14 protein-coding genes and 2 tRNA genes are annotated in these 17896 nt (G+C 66.7%); 8 read left to right on the top strand and 8 right to left on the bottom strand.

The genetic code is table 11. The features are described from left to right. Window positions 1-226: 226 nt before the first annotated feature. Window positions 227-730: a hypothetical protein gene (locus FHR04_RS09975; protein WP_249039067.1), complete on the top strand. Its 504-nt coding sequence runs from the start codon at window positions 227-229 to the stop codon at window positions 728-730. A gap of 33 nt (window positions 731-763) precedes the next feature. Then, window positions 764-3529 (top strand): DNA polymerase I, encoded by a 2766-nt coding sequence (gene polA / locus FHR04_RS09980; RefSeq protein ID WP_139402883.1) that lies wholly within the window; start codon window positions 764-766, stop codon window positions 3527-3529. A gap of 264 nt (window positions 3530-3793) precedes the next feature. Here the strand turns inward: polA and FHR04_RS09985 are convergent, their stop codons facing one another. Continuing rightward, window positions 3794-5116, bottom strand: a complete 1323-nt coding sequence (locus FHR04_RS09985; protein WP_039684342.1) for an Nramp family divalent metal transporter — start codon at window positions 5114-5116, stop codon at window positions 3794-3796. Between the two features lie 304 nt (window positions 5117-5420). Between FHR04_RS09985 and FHR04_RS09990 the strand changes: the two genes are divergently transcribed. Continuing rightward, the gene (locus tag FHR04_RS09990) at window positions 5421-6020 is read left to right on the top strand and encodes an HAD family hydrolase (protein WP_139402885.1); all 600 of its coding nucleotides are present in this window, start codon (window positions 5421-5423) and stop codon (window positions 6018-6020) included. A 30-nt stretch (window positions 6021-6050) separates the two neighbouring features. Here the strand turns inward: FHR04_RS09990 and FHR04_RS09995 are convergent, their stop codons facing one another. From FHR04_RS09995 to FHR04_RS10005, 3 genes are all read right to left on the bottom strand, one after another. Beyond that, on the bottom strand, window positions 6051-6380 hold the full coding sequence (locus FHR04_RS09995; protein ID WP_039684338.1) for a cyclic-di-AMP receptor: 330 nt from the start codon (window positions 6378-6380) through the stop codon (window positions 6051-6053). A 75-nt stretch (window positions 6381-6455) separates the two neighbouring features. Further along, window positions 6456-9749, bottom strand: a complete 3294-nt coding sequence (locus FHR04_RS10000; RefSeq protein WP_139402887.1) for a UvrD-helicase domain-containing protein — start codon at window positions 9747-9749, stop codon at window positions 6456-6458. 44 nt (window positions 9750-9793) lie between these two features. Continuing rightward, complete coding sequence (locus tag FHR04_RS10005; RefSeq protein WP_139402889.1) at window positions 9794-10738, bottom strand: aldo/keto reductase; 945 nt, start codon at window positions 10736-10738, stop codon at window positions 9794-9796. A gap of 160 nt (window positions 10739-10898) precedes the next feature. Here FHR04_RS10005 and FHR04_RS10010 point away from each other — a divergent pair, with 160 nt between their 5' ends. From FHR04_RS10010 to FHR04_RS10030, 5 genes are all read left to right on the top strand, one after another. Further along, on the top strand, window positions 10899-12161 hold the full coding sequence (locus FHR04_RS10010) for an MFS transporter (protein WP_139402891.1): 1263 nt from the start codon (window positions 10899-10901) through the stop codon (window positions 12159-12161). Between the two features lie 98 nt (window positions 12162-12259). Beyond that, complete coding sequence (locus FHR04_RS10015; RefSeq protein WP_052195406.1) at window positions 12260-12757, top strand: pyridoxamine 5'-phosphate oxidase family protein; 498 nt, start codon at window positions 12260-12262, stop codon at window positions 12755-12757. Window positions 12758-12898: 141 nt separating this feature from the next. Further along, window positions 12899-13660, top strand: a complete 762-nt coding sequence (locus FHR04_RS10020) for a metallophosphoesterase (RefSeq protein ID WP_039684327.1) — start codon at window positions 12899-12901, stop codon at window positions 13658-13660. Between the two features lie 151 nt (window positions 13661-13811). Continuing rightward, window positions 13812-13887, top strand: a tRNA-Asp gene (locus tag FHR04_RS10025). Window positions 13888-13914: 27 nt separating this feature from the next. Further along, a tRNA-Phe gene (locus tag FHR04_RS10030) sits at window positions 13915-13990 on the top strand. Window positions 13991-13993: 3 nt separating this feature from the next. Here FHR04_RS10030 and FHR04_RS10035 read toward each other — a convergent pair. The 4 genes from FHR04_RS10035 to FHR04_RS10050 are packed head-to-tail and all read right to left on the bottom strand — an operon-like array spanning window position 13994 to window position 17874. Then, the gene (locus FHR04_RS10035) at window positions 13994-14506 is read right to left on the bottom strand and encodes an NUDIX hydrolase (RefSeq protein ID WP_139402893.1); all 513 of its coding nucleotides are present in this window, start codon (window positions 14504-14506) and stop codon (window positions 13994-13996) included. Next, window positions 14503-15915, bottom strand: coding sequence for a DUF2336 domain-containing protein (locus FHR04_RS10040; RefSeq protein ID WP_139402895.1), 1413 nt, complete (start codon window positions 15913-15915; stop codon window positions 14503-14505). The genes FHR04_RS10035 and FHR04_RS10040 overlap by 4 nt, the downstream gene beginning before the upstream one ends. After that, the gene (gene nudC / locus FHR04_RS10045) at window positions 15899-16750 is read right to left on the bottom strand and encodes an NAD(+) diphosphatase (protein ID WP_139402897.1); all 852 of its coding nucleotides are present in this window, start codon (window positions 16748-16750) and stop codon (window positions 15899-15901) included. The genes FHR04_RS10040 and nudC overlap by 17 nt, the downstream gene beginning before the upstream one ends. Continuing rightward, window positions 16750-17874: a vWA domain-containing protein gene (locus tag FHR04_RS10050; protein ID WP_139402899.1), complete on the bottom strand. Its 1125-nt coding sequence runs from the start codon at window positions 17872-17874 to the stop codon at window positions 16750-16752. Before FHR04_RS10050 ends, nudC begins: the two co-directional genes overlap by 1 nt. Window positions 17875-17896: the final 22 nt, after the last annotated feature.

A 17896-nucleotide genomic window follows, 5' to 3' on the forward strand; every position in this document is an offset into this window, starting at 1 on the left:
GTGGACGCTGAAAAGAGCGGTTGTCCAGACAGAAGTCCGGTCCTGGGCGTCGTTCCTCCAGGGTGCCGGTGCCGGGGCGGGCTGCCTGTGCCGCCGCCGGGGAACGGGCCGGGCGAGGCGCTGGGGCAGGGCGCGGGCGGGCAGGGAGTCGGCCACTCGGCCACGCCCGCGCTCCCGGCCAGGGGGTTCCCGGTGCGGTGTGCGGCGGCGGCGCTACCCTGTGGGTGTGACGGTCACGAACGCGGAGCTGGACCCCCTGGACCCCGAAACGCAGGCCCTGATGGACGAGGGAGACCGCCTGGCCCGCCATCTGGCGCAGACGCTGGACGCGACGCTGCACGATCAGCCGCGCCTGATTTTCCTGGGCCGCAGTCTGGCGCTGAATCTGGTGCGCGCCTTCCTGCCCACCGTGGAACACGTGTCCGGGCGGGCCGGGGCGCCGCTGCACGCGGTTCTCGATCTGGACGAACGCGGGCGGGCGGTGGTGCAGACGGTCACGGCGGACGGAGAATTGAAGGCCGTTCTTCCCGTCGATGACCTGCTGCGCGACCTGCTGTTCGTGCGCGGCGTCCTGAATCCGGTGGTGCGCGGTCACCTGCAAGACGGCGTGCTTGGCGACGAACACCACGCCACCCGCGCCCTCGTCGCGTGCCTGAAAAGCCGCCCGGTACTGGACGCGATGGGACGGCAGATTCAGGTCTGGCTGGGCAAGAAGTCCCTGCGCCGCTGACCTGTCCATTACGTCCAGAGTAGAATTGCCCCCATGACCTCTCCCGCCACCGACCCATCGGCCCCCGACCGGCCCACACCAGACACGCTGGTGCTGATCGACGGCCACGCGCTGGCGTTCCGCTCGTACTTCGCGCTGCCGCCGCTGAGCAACAGCCGGGGCGAGGCCACCAACGCCATCGTCGGCTTTCTGCGCCTGACGTTGCGCCTGGCCCGCCAGCGTTCAAATCAGATCATCGTGCTGTTCGATCCGCCCGTGAAGACCTTCCGCCACGAGCAGTTCGACGGCTACAAGTCGGGCCGCGCCGAGATGCCCAGCGACCTGCCCGCGCAGATCAACCGCATCCGCGAACTGGTGGACGCCATCGGCTTTCCGCGCCTGGAAGAACCCGGCTACGAGGCCGACGACGTGATCGCCTCCCTGACCCGCAAGGCCGAGGGCAACGGCATGCAGGTGCGGATCGTCACCAGTGACCGCGACGCCTACCAGCTGCTCGATGACCATGTGCGCGTCATCACCAACGATTTCCGTTTAATCGGCCCCGCCGAGGTGCTGGAAAAGTACGGCGTCACCGTGCGCCAGTGGGTGGACTACCGCGCCATGACCGGCGACGCCAGCGACAACATTCCCGGCGCCAAGGGCATCGGCCCCAAGACCGCCGCCAAGCTGTTGCAGGAGTACGGCACGCTGGAAAAGATCTACGAGGCGGCCCACGCCGGCACGCTGGAGCCGAAGGGCACGCGCGAGAAGCTGCTGACCTCCGAGCGTGACGTGCAGTTCAGTCACCAGATGTCGTGCATGGTCACCGATCTGCCTCTGGAGGTGGAATTCGGCACCGGCCGCCTGCCGGGCAATCCCGCACGGCTGGCCGAATTGATCGAGGAACTCGAACTGCACGCCATCGGGCGCGACATCGCGGGTCTGGACGGCAAGGAGGAGCAGGTTCCCGACGCCGAGGGAGACGACAGAGACGCCGAGCCTGTCGCCGCCCCCGAGCCGCTCCGAGTCGAGGCCTGGCGCACCCCGAAAGCGGGCGCGATCTGGGGCTACGTCCTGTCGCGCGAGGATGACCTGACGGCGGCGCTGACCGGGGCCGCCACCTTCGAGCCGACGAAGGACGGGGCCGGCATCACCCGCGAGGCCCCCACCCACGAGCCGGAGCAGTGGAAGAAGGCCGCCGAGGCCGCCGCGCCGCCCCCCAACCTGTTCGACACCGATCAGCCGCTGTCCAAAAAAGAGCAGAAGGCCGCCGAGAAAGCGCAGAAGGACGCCGAGAAAGCCCTCGCCAAGCTGCATCAGCAGTTCCCCGCCACGGTGGACGACGCCGAATTCATCGGCCAGCGGCAGGTGAACGCGGCGGGAGCCAAGGCGCTGGCCGCCCACCTGAGCGTGCGTGGCACCGTGGTGGAGCCGGGCGAAGATCCGCTGCTGATGGCCTACCTGCTCGATCCGGCGAACATGAACATGGCGCTGGTGACCAAGCGTTACCTGAACATGGCGTGGCCGGACGACGCCCCCGGACGCGCGGCCATCACGGCGCGGTTGCTGACCGACTTGCCCCCGCAGCTGGACGAGGCCCGCACCAAACTGTACGAGGAGATGGAAAAGCCCCTGGCCGCCGTCCTGACCCGCATGGAAGTGCGCGGCGTGCGCCTGGATTCCGAGTACCTGCGCGGACTGGCCGCCTCCACCGCCGCCCGCTTGCAAACGCTGGAAGCCGAGATTTTTGAACATGCGGGACGTGAGTTCTCGATCCGCAGCCCGCAGCAGCTCGAAACCGTGCTGTACGACGAGCTGGGCCTCGCCAGCGGCAAGAAGACCAAATTGACCGGCAAGCGCAGCACGGCGGTCAGCGCCCTGGAACCGCTGCGCGACGAACACGCGGTGATCCCGCTGCTGCTGGAATACCGCGAGCTGGACAAACTGCGCGGCACGTACCTTGATCCGCTGCCCAGTCTGGTCAACCCGCGCACGAACCGATTGCACACCACTTTCGCGCAGACGGCGGTGGCGACGGGCCGCCTGAGCAGCCTGAACCCCAACCTCCAGAACATTCCCATCCGCTCGGAAGTGGGCCGCGAGATTCGCAAAGGTTTTATTGCGGATAAGGGCTTTTGTTTAATTGCCGCCGACTACTCGCAGATCGAGTTGCGGTTGTTGGCCCACATCTCCGGCGATCCGCTGATGCAGCAGGCGTTCCAGGAGGGCGCCGACATTCACCGCCGCACCGCCGCGCAGGTGCTGGGGCTGGATGAGGGCGGCATCACGCCCGATCAGCGCCGCGCCGCCAAGACCGTCAACTTCGGCGTGCTGTACGGCATGAGTGCCCACCGCCTGAGCAATGACTTGCACATTCCCTATGCCGAGGCGGCCTCGTTTATCGAGATCTACTTCAGCACCTATCCGGGCATCCGCAAATACATCGACGAGACGCTAGAGTTTGGCCGCACGCACGGCTACGTGGAAACCATGTATGGCCGCCGCCGCTACGTGCCCGAGCTGACCGCCACCAACCGCAACGTGCGCGAGGCGGGCGAGCGGCTGGCCTACAACATGCCCATCCAGGGCACGGCCTCGGACATCATCAAGCTGGCGATGGTGAAACTGGACCGGGAACTGGACGCGCTGGGCGCCCGCCTGCTCCTTCAGGTGCACGATGAACTGCTGATCGAGGCCCCCGAGGGCCGCGCCGACGAGGTGGCGGCCATTACCCGCCAGATCATGGAGGGTGCGGCTCAGCTCAGCGTGCCGCTGGCGGTGGAGGCCGGGGTGGGGCCGAACTGGTTTGACGCGAAGTAGGGGAGGGGGCTGAAGGGGGGAACGCTGGCCGCCACGAGGCTCCGGAGATAAAAGATGGCGCCGCGAACGGTGAACCCCTCGATCTGCTTGACCGCCAGTTCGTGTTGAAGGGAATCGGGGGTGCGGGGCGGGCCGGTGGAGTGGTGGATTTGGCGCTGTTGGTATGATGAATCCACTGCGCTTCCTGCCGATCCTCGGCGGCGTCGTCTCTGGCCGCGAGAGAAGAAGGGCCGGACGTCAGCGCAACTCTGACCCGCCACTGCTTCAGCTTCCAAAAAAAGTCTGCGCCAGCAAAAACACGTTCAGGCCGATGATCAGCGCGGTGATGGCCCAGCCCACCACTTTCCAGAAGCGGTTGATCACGAATTCGCCCATCTTGCGTTTGTCGCCGCTGAACATCATCAGCGGCACGACGGCAAACGACAGTTGCATCGAAAGAATCACCTGCGACAGGATCAGCAGTTGCCCGGTGCCCTTCTCGCCGTAGATCATCACCACGATCACGGTGGGAATGATGGCGATCAGGCGCGTGACCAGCCGCCGCACCCACGGCTTCAGGCGGATGTTCACGAAGCCTTCCATCACGATCTGCCCGGTCAGCGTGCCGGTCAGGGTGCTGTTCTGCCCGGAGGCCAGCAGCGCCACGGCGAACAGCACGCTGGCGGCCCCCGCGCCCAGGATGGGCGAGAGCAGCTTGTAGGCGTCCTGAATCTCGGCGATGTCGGTGCGCCCGGCGAAGTGGAAGGCGGCGGCGGCCAGGATCAGGATCGAGGCGTTGATGAAAAACGCGAAGGTCAGCGCCAGCGAGGAGTCCCAGGTGGCGAACTTGATCGCCTCGCGCTTGCCCGCCGGGGACTTGTCGTAGCCGCGCGTGTTGACGATGGCCGAGTGCAGGTACAGGTTGTGCGGCATGACCGTCGCCCCCAGAATGCCGATACCGACGTACAGCACCGCCGGATCGAGCAGCTGTCGGCTGGGCACCAGACCGCCCAGCAGCGGCGCGAGTTCGGGTTTGGAGAAGATCATCTCGAACAGAAACGCCACGGCGATGGTGGCGATCAGCGTGATGACCAGCGCCTCCACGTAACGGAACCCCTTGTTTTGCAGCAGCAGGATCAGCAGCACGTCGGCCACCGTGAGGATCACGCCGATTAGCAGCGGCAGGCCGAACAGCAGATTCAGGGCGATGGCGGTGCCGATCACCTCGGCCAGATCGGTGGCGATAATCGCGATTTCCGCCGAGATCCACAGCGCCATCGCGGCGGGCTTGCTGAAATGGTCGCGGCAGGCCTGCGCCAGATCGCGTCCGGTGGCGATGCCCAGCCGGGCGGTCAGGGCCTGCAGGTAGATCGCCATCAGGCTGGAGATCAGCACCATGCTCAGCAGCGTGTAGCCGTAAGCGCTGCCCCCCGCGATGGACGTGGCCCAGTTGCCCGGGTCCATGTAGCCCACCGCCACCAGCGCCCCCGGTCCCAGAAACGCCAGGAAGCGCCGCCACGGCGGCTTGCTGTAATCAATCTTGATGCGTGCGACGTCGCTCAGGGACTCGCTCAGATTGTCCTGCCGCCAGCCCTTGTCGGTCGTCATGGCAGCAAACCAAGGAAGAGCCGGACTTCCAGCGCGTAAAAGGGGGCGTGGGGACTGAGACGGGCGGACGGCGAGAGGGCCACAAAAAGCATGGCGTACTTTAGGCCCACCTAAATCGAAATGCAAGATCCAGCGGCCTGTTCTTCAGGGTTTCTGAAATGAGGGGGCCGAAGCAAGTGTCAACTCCACACTTTTCAAAGGCCAGACTTTTCAAAGGATTGGCTGCGCCGGGCCCACGTTTTCCTCGCCAGGCCTGTGCAGCAGGCGTGCGTCCGGCAAACCGCCCATCACTTAAGCTGTGCCCATGGCCATCAAAGCGGTGTTCTGGGATATCGGCGGCGTGCTGCTGACCAACGGCTGGGACCGCGAGCAGCGGGCGGACGTGCTGGAACGTTTTGGACTGGACGTCACGGAGTTCAACGAGCGGCACAAGCTGGCCGCGCCGGAGCTGGAACTGGGCCGCATGACCCTGGCCGACTACATGGCCCAGACCCTGTTCTACACCTCGCGGGATTTCACTCCCGACGAGTTCCGCGCCGCGATGGAGGCCGAGAGCCAGCCCCACGCCGACTCGCTGGCCCTGGCCCGCGAATTGGCCGGACGCTGGCGCATGTACTCGCTGAACAACGAGGGCCATGATCTGAACGATCACCGGATTCGCACCTTCGAGCTGCACGATTTCCTGCTGGGGTTTTTCACGTCCTGCTATCTGGGGGTTATGAAGCCGAGCCCCGGGATTTACCGTCTGGGTCTGCAACTCGCCAACGTGCGCCCCGAGGAAGCCGTCATGATCGATGACCGCTCGCAGAATGCCGAGGCCGCCCGCTCGGTGGGCATGCACGCCGTGCATTACAAAGGAGCCGCGCAGCTCCGGGAGGAACTGGCGGCGCTGGGCGTGGAGTAGGTGGAGTAGACACTGAGAGCGGTGGAGCGATCAGACCTTGACGAATTCCTGCACGCCCATCACGAACATCACGGCGCCGCCCACCGGCACCTCCACCGGATCGCTGACCAGGCCCTCGTTCTGCTCGCCCATCGGGACGCTGGGGGCCACCAGGCGGCTACGGGTGCGGCAGGTCTTGCGCACGAAACGTTTGAGATCGTCCAGCCTCGCGTCGTCCACGCCGATCATCAGCGTCGTGTTGCCCTCGCGCAGAAAGCCGCCGGTGCTGGCCAGTTTGGTCACCTCGAAGGCATTCTCCGAGAGGACGCGGATCAGTGCGGTGGCGTCCGCGTCCTGAATGACGGCGAGTACGAGCTTCATGCGGGGTAGTTTAGCAAATGTGTTGTGGCGGACGGTCAGGGCAGGCTATAAGCGCCAGACGCAGAAAGGGACAGGCTACAGCGCGCTCAGATTCGCGAACTTCACCAGCAGTTTCTTGGTGCCCGCCGTCGGAAAATGCACCGTGACCTCCTGCTTGTCGCCCGTGCCGGCCACCGCCAGCACCTGACCCTCCCCGAACTTGGGATGCCGGACCCGCTCGCCGCCCCGGTAGGCCATGCCTGCCGTCAGGGGGCTGGTGTTCTTGACGGCGCTGGGGGTCACCGGCACGGTGGGTCGGTACTGTTTCCAGGTCTTGGCCCGGTACTCAATGGTCTGCCCGTAGGGGTCCACCGTGTCGAAGCCGCCCTCGATTTCCTCCAGAAAACGGCTGTCCTCGGCGGCGTTGGTCTTGCCGTACTGCATGCGGTTCTGCGCGGCCGTCAGGAACAGGCGCTCCATGGCGCGGGTAATGCCCACGTAGAACAGCCGCCGTTCCTCCTCGATGCCCCCGGCCTCGGTGAGTGCGCCCTTGCTGGGCAGCAGGCCTTCCTCGGTGCCCACGATGAACACCACCGGGAACTCCAGGCCCTTGGCGTTGTGCAGCGTCATCAGCGTCACGGCATCCTCTGGCACGTCCTTGTTCTCGGTCTTCGAGCGCATGTCGTCCACGCTGGACAGCAGGGCGGCCTCGTCCAGAAAGTCACCGATGGTGCCGTCGTTGTCGCCGGACCATTCCTCGGCGGCGTTGATCAGTTCGTCGAGGTTCTCCATGCGGACCTGACCTTCCTGTCCTTCCTGGCGCAGCAGGTCAAGGTAACCGCTGGTCTCGATCACGAAGCGCAGGAACGCGGCGGGCTCGTAGTTCTCGGCGGCCTCGCTCATGGCGGCCATCAGTTTGGCGAATTCGACGGGCTTCTGCGCCCCCCGGTCCAGAATCTGGTCCTCCTCGGCCCGCGCGCAGGCGGTCAAGAGAGAGGTGTTGTTGATGCGCGCCCAGTCCATCAGCCGTGCCAGCGCCGTATCACCGATGCCGCGCCGGGGTCGCCCGATGATGCGGCGCAGGGCCACGTCGTCCGAAGGATTCAGGGACAGGCGGGCGTAGGCCAGGATGTCGCGGATTTCGCGGCGGTCATAGAAGCCCACGCCGCCCACGATCTTGGCCGGAATCTGCACGCGCCGCAGCGACTCTTCCATCACGCGCGACTGGGCGTTGGTGCGGTACAGGATCGCCATGTCGGCAAACTTGCGGCCCTCGGTGTTGTGCAGCCGGGTCAACCACTCGGCCACAAAATCGCCCTCGGCGCGGTGATCGGTGGCGCGGTGGAACATCACCGCGTGGCCGTCCTCCTTGACCGCCCGCAGGGTCTTGTCCATGCGCTCGGTGTTGTTTTCGATCAGCTTGTTCGCCAGATTCAGCACGCTGGCGCTGGAGCGGTAGTTGTGTTCCAGAATGTAGATCTTCGCGTTGGCGTAGTCCTTCTGGAAGTCGAGGATATTTTGAATGTCCGCGCCGCGAAATTTGTAGATGCTGTTGTGGACCAGTATCCCGTTTGCCACATAGGTATGCAGGGGTGAGACGGTCAGATCGTAGACGGGGCCGCTGTACTGCTCCTGAACCACGCCGCCGACGGCCTCTTCTGACAGTTGACCCTGACTCTGAACCAGCACTTTCATGCCGGGATGCAGGTGTGACAACGGTTGAAAACTGTACATCCTGCCATTCACGCACGCCTTGCGCTGGAGTTCCAGCCCGCCATCGCGCGCCAGCGTCCGGGCGAGTTCCAGCGCTTCGCCGTAATCCTTGCGGCTGATTTCCAGACGGTAGCCGCCTCGCCCCGTGCCATTTCCGCGCACCGGATGGCCCGCCGCCAGCAACCGTTGGGCCACGTCAGCGCGGTTGCTGCTCCACTGGATGCGGTGGTAGCCGACCGTTCCTGTCCTGAAATCCGAGAACATGATCAGGTTGATGCTCTGCCGCCGCACTCCGTTCTGCGGGCGGTGGTGCGGAAATTCCGGGTGCAGGCGCAGATCGGCCATCAACTTCTGTGCAGCGGAGGCCGTGTCCAGTTCGGCGAACAGGCGGCCCAGTTGCTCTTCGTCCATCGCCAGTTCGCGGCCCACGCCGTGAAACAGTGCCGTGGGCAGGCCGTAACGGGCCGCATACAGCGCCTCCCAGTACGTCGCCTCGGAGCGGGAGGGACATACGCGCAAAACCCAGACCTTATCGCCGTGTTCCTGATTTAGCCGCACGCGGTAGCCGTAGTCGGTCTGCCCCTCGCTGTTCACCCGCGCGCCCATCGTCAGGCCCACGCGGTAGCCCCGGTCCTCGCGGTACATCAGGTATACGTACCACTGCCCGGCCAGCGGCTCGTGCCGGGCCAGCACGATGTGATGGGGCGTGCCCCGCAAGGTCTGCCCGCCCGCCTCTACCCGCCACAGCGGCCCGCTGAAGTGGCCGCGTTTGACGTGGGTGATCTGCCCCGCCGTCAGCGTCTCGCTCCCGCCTGTTCCGCAGACGAACTCGCCTTCTTGCAAGGTTTCGATGGGCCGCTTACCCTGCGGCGTGCAGACCAGTGTTCCGGGCGGCAGGCATTGATCGGGGTCCCCGACCACCAGCAGATTGCGGTCCCTGGACGCCAGCAGGCGCGTCAACTCGTACTGCGCCCGGTTGGTGTCCTGGTACTCGTCCACGTGAATAAACTTGGCGCGGTTTTGCACGGCGTTCAGTACGCCCGGTACTTCCTGAAACAGCCGCACGGTTTCGGTGATCAGGTCGCCGAAGTCGATGGCGTTCTGCCCCCGTTTGCGCCCCTCGTAGCGCCGGTACGCCTCGGCGGCGGCCTCACGCGGCAGCCCGCTGATGTACGGCTCGCCGCTGCGGGCCAGATCGTCCGGCGTCAGCAGGTTGCTCTTGGCGCGGTCCACGATGCCGCGCAGCACGCGCGGGCTGGTGTCCGGGCCAATGCCGGGAATGCTGCCCATCACTTCCTTGAAAATGTCGAGCTGATCGTCGTCGTCGTAGATCACGAAGCCGCGTTTCAGCCCGATGTGCTCGCCGTAAGCCCGCAGAATCCGCACGCCCGCGCTGTGAAAGGTGCTCATCCACAGTTTGTTCGCGCCGGGCATCAGGTGGGCGGCCCGCTCGCGCATCTCGGCGGCGGCCTTGTTGGTAAAGGTCACCGCCAGAATCTCGCCGGGGTCCACGCCGTAGTGGGTGATCAGGCGGGCAATGCGGTAGATCAGCGTGCGCGTCTTGCCGCTGCCCGCCCCGGCGATCACCAGCGCGGGGCCGGTGTAGTGGTCGGCGGCCTGCGCCTGCGTTTCGTTCAACTGGCTGAGGAGATCGGTCTGGTCCGGCGCGGAAGTCACCGAACCAGTCTATCAGGGTTGATTCTGCTGGGGGCGTAATGCGCTCAGGTGACCGCGTGGCCCTGCGTGATGCGGTCCACCTCGGCCAGTTCCGCGTCATCCAGTTTCCAGCCCACCGCCCCCACGTTCTGGGCGATCTGCTCCGGCTTCGTGGCTCCGGCGATCACGCTGCTGACGGTGGGCTGGGCGGCCAACCAGCTGAAGGCCAGGGCCAGCAGGGTGTGGCCGCGCTGCTTTGCAAAGGCTTCCAGGGCCTGAACCTTGCGCCAGTTGTCGGGTGTCATGTATTTGTCCTGCGCGCCCTGCGATGAGGCGAAGCGCGTGCCTTCGGGAATGTGGTCCGGCGTGTACTTGCCGCTCAGCAGCCCGCTGGCCAGTGGAAAGTACGGCAGCAGGCCCATGTCCAGGTCACGCAGCGTGGGCAGCAGCTCAGCCTCGGCGTCCCGCACCAGCAGGCTGTACTCGTCCTGGGCACAGGTGAACGAGGTGAGGTTCTGCTCCCGAGCAATCCGCGCCGCCTCACGCACCCCCGCCGGGTCCAGGTTCGAGCAGCCGATGGCGCGCACCTGTCCGGCCTGCACCAGCTCGTGCAGCGTGCCCAGCGTGTCGGCCAGCGGCGTCTGGGGGTCCGGCGTGTGCAGCTGGTAAAGATCCAGATGGTCGGTGCCCAACCGTTTCAGGCTGGCGGCCAGCGCCTTGCGAATGTACTCGGGTCTGGCCCCCTTGCCCGCCTCGCCCATATCGGCACCGAATTTGCTGGCCAGCACAATGTTCTCGCGTTCTGCTCCCAGCGCCTTGCCCAGCATGGTTTCCGAGCCGCCCCGGTTGCCGTAGATGTCGGCGGTGTCGAACAGGGTGACGCCGTGATCCAGCGCCGAGCGCACGACGGCGTTGGTGGCGGCCTGGTCCAGGCGGCCTCCGAAATTGTTGCAGCCCAGGCCCACCACGGAAACGTCGGGGCCGTTCTGTCCAAGCTGGCGTTTTTGCATGGCCCCCATTCTGTGCCGGCCTGTCCCGGAGCGCATGAGGCCCACGTCGGGAAAATGTTGGGGGTGGCATGGGTGTCCAGAATCCAGGGGCTGTGCCCGGTCCCTGTACTTGCCGCCCATTCGGGGCGAGGCACCGTCCCGCACGCCTATACTCCGCGCAATGACCACCACAACCCCGGCCCGTCCGCCCCATCCGTGGGTGCTGTCCGCGTTCTGGTTCGGCACGGCGTTCCACTGGCTGGTGCTGCTGCTGATCCTGATGCCCGCCAACGTGGAAATGTTCGTGGGTGAGGCGCGCAAGGGCACCTACCTGGGCGCGCTGGTGGCGATTGGCGCGGTGATGGCGCTGATCCTGCCGCCGCTGGTGGGCGCCCGCAGTGACCGTACCGGGCGGCGGCTGCCGTACCTGCGGCTGGGCGTGGCCGTGAATCTGGTGGGGCTGGCGGTGATGGGCTTCGCGGCCATGACCCTCAGCGGCATGAACGGGTTCTGGGTGTACGTGCTGGGCTTTTTGCTGGTGCAGTTCGGCAACAACTACGCCACTGCGCCGTACTCGGCCCTGATTCCGCAACTGGTGCCGCCCGAGCAGCGTGGGCGCTACAGCGGCGTGATGGCGCTGCTGCAGGCGGCGGGACAACTGCTGGGCGCGGTGGCGGCCTTCGCGGTGGGAATTCTCAAGCTGCCCGTCATCGTCTCCTTCGTGCTGATCGGGGTGGTGCTGCTGGTCCCGGCGCTGATCACCATGCGCGGCATTCCCGAGGCCACCAACCCTGTGCCGCTGGCGACGGCGGGGGGGCGAACCCTCAGCATTGGCGAGCTGTTCGCGCATCAGGCGTTCCTGTGGGTGTTCCTGACGCGGGTGCTGTTCTCGCTGGGGCAGTACAGCGTTCAGCCGTTCTTGCAGTATTACAACCGCGACGTGATGCGTCAGGCCGACGCGGGCACCAGCACCAGCATCATGCTGGCGTGCATCATCGTGGGCAGCATCGTCTCGGCGCTGATCGGCGGGCGCATCAGTGACCGGGTGGGCCGCAAGCCGGTGATCTACGTGGCGGGCGCGGCGATGGCCGCCGCCGCCCTGCTGCTGCTGGTGGCCCCCAGTTATCCGGTGGCGCTGGGATTGGCGCTGTTCTTCGGGCTGGGCTTCGGGGCCTTTACCAGCGTGGACTGGGCGCTGGGCAGCGACGCCATGCCCAGTGCCAGCAGCTACGCCCGCGACATGGGCATCTGGCACGTGGCCTTTGTCGCGCCGCAGATGACCAGCGCGCCGCAGGGAGCGCTGCTGGACTGGGGCAACGCGCGGGGCGACAATTTCGGCTACACGCTGGTGTTCGGCATCGCGGCCCTGTTTTTCATCGCGGGGGTGCTGCTGGTCCGCAAGGTGCCGGACAACGCGCACCGCACGCAGCAGGTGGCGGCGTGATGCAAGGCGCTTACCCTCCCTGCCGTCTTCCTTGATCTGCCATTAAGACGGTGCGGCGCCTTCCTGCGTCCTTTCCTGCCGCGTGTCACCCTGGGGCCATGAGTGACGACATGACCCGTGAACAGTCCATCAAACACATTGCCAGCATCATCAAGGACGTGAAGTTCGCCATGCTGACCACCGTGACCGATGCGGGCCACATGCACGCGCGGCCCATGACCACCCAGCAGACCGAGTTCGACGGTGACCTATGGTTCATCGGCGGCAAAGACACCGAGGGCGTACACGACATGGGCCAGCGCCCTCAGGTGAACGTCAGCTACTCCAACCCCGACGACAGCAACTACGTCAGCCTGACCGGCACGGCGGAACTGGTGGAGGACCGCGCCAAGCTCGACGAGCTGTGGAGCGACTTCTACAAAACCTACTTCGAGGGCGGCAAGGACGATCCCAACATCCAGCTGATCAAGATCAGCACCCACGGAGCGGAACTGTGGGAAGGCCCCGGCAAGGTCAAGGCCCTGTACGAGCTGGCGAAGGGCGCGGTGACCGGCCAGCGCGGCGACATGGGCAACAACGAGACCGTCAAGCTGTAAGCCCACGGGCTGTCCTGACCAGACCCCGCCACCTGTTGTTCAGGGGCGGGGACTTTGCTGTGCCGTGGGAGTTGTGGCGAAGGCTCCGGGGGAGACGCTGGTGGCCCACGGCGTGATCCGGCCCGCTAGACTGTGGGGCAGATGCGCAAGTTCATGGCTTTTGGCGACGTACACGCCGATTTCGAAACGTTGTGGGCCGCCCTGCGCGCCGCGAGCTGCGTGGACGGCTCGTTTATGCCCACGCCCCCGGTGCAGGCGGGCCTGTTTCAGGTGGTCATCATCGGCGATCTGGTGCATCCCAAGAATGAGGGCGAATATGCCCGGCTGATCGGTTTGCCCCGGTTTCGTGTGCATGATCCAGACCACCTGCTGCTGGCCGCGCGCCAGCAGGCTGCCCAGCTGGAACGGCTGCGGGCGTACCAGGCCGCCGCGCCCCACGCGATTCACATTCTGCTGGGCAACCACGATGATGCGGTGCTGAACGGCAGCTATACCCTGGGCACCAGCGGCGGTCTGGTGCATCTGGAGTTCGATCCCGAGCGCGGCGGCGTGCTGTTGCCCGAACACCTGCGCGGCTGGATCAGCCAGTTTCCCCGTGAGCTGCGGGTGGGCGCGGTGCAGTTCGCTCATGTCTCGCCACTGCCCGCTCACACGCACTACGATGATCTGTTCTACGGAGACCGCAGCACCAAGCACTGGTTCCGGGACACGCCGGAATACGTGGCGATGGCCGGCCTGGAATTTGGTGTATACGGACACACCCAGATCGAGGATGGCATTCTGCTGGACGAGGATCACCGTTTTGCCATGATTGACGCCCTGCACGCCCGCGAATACCTGGAAATGATGATCGATGAATCCGGCACGTCGGCCCTTCAGGCGGTGCGGGCGGTGCCCTTCTGACCCCGGCCTTGCGGAGGCCGCCACCTGCTTTCAGGGACGCGGCGGCGCGGCAGAATTGTCGCCTTGTTGACAAGTTCCCAGGGCGCGGCTATCCTTAACCCCGCTGCTTTTCGTGGGCAGCGGCAGGAATGAAAATCAAGCGCCAGCATGGGGTCCGGTAGTGTAGCGGTTAGCATATCTGCCTGTCACGCAGAAGGTCGCGGGTTCAAATCCCGTCCGGACCGCCACCGCCCTCTCCCGCGCGGAGAGAGCAAGGCTAGATAGCTCAGCTGGTAGAGCAAACGATTGAAAATCGTTGGGTCGCCGGTTCAAGTCCGGCTCTGGCCACCAAGTTTAAACCTCGCTTTCGGGCGGGGTTTTTTCGTTGCCTGGGAACGCTCTGGCCTCTTCCCGATTCACGAGGTGCCGCACCGTGCCGTCATCGCCGTCCAGCAACTCGCGCACGATCAGCGGGTAGACCGGGCGGGTTTCAATCTCGGCCACTGGAACCCACCCACACAGAACGTTGGGATTGTCCAGCACCGTGAATGGCGTGCCAGGCAGTTCGGCGGGCGCGTCCATGCGGAAATAGAAGCCGATCTCGTGCTGCCGCGCGTGCGCTGGCCCGAAGAAGTTTTCCACGACGCCCAGCAGGCGCAGCTCGCCGGATGGGGTGCCGGTTTCCTCGCGCCATTCGCGCTCGGCGCAACCCCGCGCGTCCTCGTCGGTGGCCAGGGCGCCGCCCGGCAGGTACCAGAAACCGATGCCCGGCTCGGTGTTGGCCAGCAGCCGGTTGCCGCGCACACAGATGATCGCCACCCGCACGCTGAATTTCAGCCCGCCCAAGGAAAGGCGGATGTCGGTCACGCGTCGGCTCGCGCCCGCTCCGCCTCGGCCCGTACGCTGGGATCGGTGTCCTGGCGCAGCTTCGCGCGCAGGGCGGGGGAGAGCTTGGCGCGGCCCGCCACGGTCAGCCGAACGCCCGCGTCCGGATCGTTGCTCAGACTTTCCAGAAGTTCGCCGGGCAGCTCCGGATGGACAGCGGCGGCGCGGCGCACCCCAATGCTCGCGTCCTGGGCCAGCGTCGTCAGCGTATCTGCCCCCGGCGCGGCGGCGTAGGCCACGGCCCGCCTCACTTCGGCGTGGTCGTCCCCGGCCAGCCGGGCCAGTCGCTGTGCCCCCAGATCGGGCCGCACCGCCAGAATGGTGCGGATGGTGGGGTCTGCGTCGGTCAGCAGCACGTCCAGCACGTTGCCGGACAGGCCGTCGGCACTGGCGACATGCAGGCGGATGTCCTGTTCGGGGGCGCGGGCCAGGGCCAGCACCGCACCTTCCGGCAGGTCGTCACGTTCCAGCACGGCGCGGCGCACCGTTTCGGCCTCGTCGTGGGCCAGCCCCTCCAGCAGTTCCACCGAGGTATCCGGACGGCGGGCCAGCGCGGCGCGCACGTCCGGATCGGCGTCGTTGCGGGCGCGTTCCAGCCATCCGGCCGGCACTTTCCAGCCTTGCAGCGCGGCGGCCCGCACGGAAGGCTCGTCGCTGCCCGCCAGCCACTCGCGCACGTTGTATGGCAGGTCAATCCGGCGGGCCAGCGTCGCCAGCACGTCCGTATCGCCGTCTGCGGCCAGCGTCAGCATGCAGTCCAGCGGCAGATCCAGGCGGCGGGCCACGCTGGCCCGCACCAAGCCGTGACTGTCCTCCACCAGCGTCCGCAGGATGTCGCCGGGCAGATCGGCGCGGGCGGCCACCGCCTTGCGCACGTCGTAGTCGTCGTCGGCGGCCAGCTGGCGGATCAGGGCGGGCGAGAGCGCCTCGCGCCGGGCCACCGCCTCGCGGATCTGCCAGCCCGCGTCCCCGGCCAGCGCCGACACGCGGGCCTCGCTCAGCCCTGGGCGCGAGGCCAGCGCCGTCCGCACGCTGTAGTCCTCGTGGCGCAGCGCCGCGTCCAGCACCCACTCGGGCACCGTGGGCAGCGACAGCAGGGCCGTCACGCCCTCGCCCGGAAAGACGTTCAGGAAACCCGGACGCGCCAGCCGCAGGAGGGGCAGCCCCGGATTGTCCAGCACCTCCTGAGGGAAGGCGGCGGCCAGCGCGCCCAGCACCTCCAGCGGCGCGTTGGGATGCCGGGCCACGGCGGCGCGCACCCGCAGATCGGGGTGGGCGCTCAGGCCCGACAGCACCGCCGCCGTGGCCCGGGGGTGGGCCGCCGCCTCCGGCGCCCCGTCTGGCCCCAGGGAGGTCAGCGTGCGCGGATCGAGTTCAGAAGGAGTGGTCATGGGGCACAGGATAGGCGTCTGCGGGTTCCAGGCTCTGGGACACGGCGCGGTCAATCAGCTGGCGGGCGATGCTGAAACGCGGCGGCAGGGCGGGAAGGTCTGAGGCGGCGAACCAGCGCGCGTCCTCGATCTCGTCCGGTTGCAGGACGATCTCGCCGCCGTCCCATTCGGCGTCGAAGCCGATCATCAGCGAATGCGGAAAGGGCCAGGGCTGGCTCAGAACGTAGTGCAGGTTCTTGATCCTCACGCCCACCTCCTCCAGCACCTCGCGGTGGGCCGCCTGTTCCAGCGTCTCGGAGGGCTGCACGAAGCCTGCCAGTGCGGAGTAAACGCCGGGCGCAAAGTGCGGGCCGCGTGCCAGCAACAGTTCAGTGGACACCCCTGTGCCCCGCCGGATCAGCACCATCGCCACCGGGGCCACACGGGGGTAGACGGTCAGGCCGCACTCGGGGCAGGCTTTGGCGTACTCGTGGCCGGTCAAGGCCAGCGGCGCGGCGCAGTGGCCGCAGAACCCGTGGGTGCGGTCAAACTCCACCACCTGCGCGGCAAATCCGGCCAGCCCGAACAGGTCATCATTCAGGCGGCCAAACAGGGAACGCAATGGCGAAAGGGCGTATCCGGCGGGAACTTCGCCGGCCAGTTGCGCGGCGGCATAGGCCTGACCGTCCAACTGGCCCAACGCGTTGATCAGCTTCAGCTCAAAATCTTCCGCGCGGCCTATGGGCAAGGTGTCATCCTCACGCAGCAGCAGGCGGCTCCCCTGAAAAATGAACCAGCTGGCCGCACCCTGCGGTACGCCCGGTTGCAGCTCGAAGCGGGTGGGACGCGACACCATCAGCCTTCCTCCAGCCGCAAGACTTCGCCGAAGGGAAAGCCCTCGTCCTCCAGGCCACCCGGCGGCACCACCCACAGCGTCGGCATCTGCGGGGCCGTCTCGGGGAAGTCGCCGTAGCCGTCGGTCAGGTAGATCAGCACGTCCGGTTCGTGATCGTCCAGCAGATTAAAAATGGGCCGAAAGTCGGTTCCGCCGCCCCCCTGTGGTGGGGGAATATCGCTGCCAGGGGTCAGCGTGTGCGGCCCATACGCCTCGGTGTCGGCGTAGTAGAGGGTGGCGCGGACGTGCGGGTACGCGCCCAGCACGCCCTGAACCTCGCCCACCAGGGCCTTAACTGCCGCGTCGTCCACGCTGGCGGAGGTGTCCACCGCAATCAATGCGGTCAGCGATTCGTCGTCCAGCGCCTCCAGATACAGCCCGCGCCCCACGAAGCGGCGGTCAAAGCCTCCGAAATCCACCGGCGTGCGCGCCAGAAAACGCCACAGGTGCGCCCGCCAGTCCAGCCGCGCCGGGGCCAGCCGCGCCAGTTCGCGGTGCGCGCCCAGCGGATCGTCGCCCTGGCCGCCGCTCATGGCGTCCATGCTGCGGGCCTTTGCCATCGCCTGCTGCCACTGCTTGGCGGCGCTAGAGGCGTTCTTGCCGTTCTTGGGCGGCGCGTCGCTGGGGGGGCCGTCCAGCAGATCGTCGCCGCCCTCGTCTCCCTCGCCGTCGCCGTCCTCCTCGCCCTCGGCCATCAGCGCGGTGTAGACCTCCTCCACGCTCAGCTTTTCCAGGTGGTCATCGCGGCGCGAAGTCGGCGGCGTGGGCAGGCCAGCGGCATCCACCATGCCGTTTACGATCAGATCGGCGGACTTGTTCCAGCGTTTCTTCTCGCGCGGGCCACGCCGCTCCACATGCGACAGCGCCGCGTGCAGGACTTCGTGCAGCAGCAGTCCGTCCAGCACATCAGGGGGGAGCGAGGCCGCCACTTCCGGGTTCACGTAGACCCGCTCGCCGTCGGTGCCCGCCGCCGCCACCTCGCGCGACGGTACGAATTCGGCGTGCAGCAATAGCGTGGCGAAGAAGGCCGACTTGCCGCGAATCCGCAGCCGCGAGCCGGAGATCAGGTGCTGGAAGTCAGGCATGTGCGCCTTCGGCGCAGGAGGC

Source organism: Deinococcus radiopugnans ATCC 19172 (assembly GCF_006335125.1).
Lineage (GTDB): Bacteria > Deinococcota > Deinococci > Deinococcales > Deinococcaceae > Deinococcus > Deinococcus radiopugnans.

Bases quoted from the DNA above. Each gene is read 5' to 3' on its own strand.
- FHR04_RS10005 (WP_139402889.1), bottom strand. From the start codon at position 10,738: ATGCAAAAACGCCAGCTTGGACAGAACGGCCCCGACGTTTCCGTGGTG.
- FHR04_RS10040 (WP_139402895.1), bottom strand. From the start codon at position 15,915: ATGACCACTCCTTCTGAACTCGATCCGCGCACGCTGACCTCCCTGGGG.
- FHR04_RS09985 (WP_039684342.1), bottom strand. From the start codon at position 5,116: ATGACGACCGACAAGGGCTGGCGGCAGGACAATCTGAGCGAGTCCCTG.
- FHR04_RS10010 (WP_139402891.1), top strand. From the start codon at position 10,899: ATGACCACCACAACCCCGGCCCGTCCGCCCCATCCGTGGGTGCTGTCC.
- FHR04_RS10020 (WP_039684327.1), top strand. From the start codon at position 12,899: ATGCGCAAGTTCATGGCTTTTGGCGACGTACACGCCGATTTCGAAACG.
- FHR04_RS09995 (WP_039684338.1), bottom strand. From the start codon at position 6,380: ATGAAGCTCGTACTCGCCGTCATTCAGGACGCGGACGCCACCGCACTG.
- nudC (WP_139402897.1), bottom strand. From the start codon at position 16,750: ATGGTGTCGCGTCCCACCCGCTTCGAGCTGCAACCGGGCGTACCGCAG.
- FHR04_RS09990 (WP_139402885.1), top strand. From the start codon at position 5,421: ATGGCCATCAAAGCGGTGTTCTGGGATATCGGCGGCGTGCTGCTGACC.
- polA (WP_139402883.1), top strand. From the start codon at position 764: ATGACCTCTCCCGCCACCGACCCATCGGCCCCCGACCGGCCCACACCA.
- FHR04_RS10050 (WP_139402899.1), bottom strand. From the start codon at position 17,874: ATGCCTGACTTCCAGCACCTGATCTCCGGCTCGCGGCTGCGGATTCGC.
- FHR04_RS10015 (WP_052195406.1), top strand. From the start codon at position 12,260: ATGAGTGACGACATGACCCGTGAACAGTCCATCAAACACATTGCCAGC.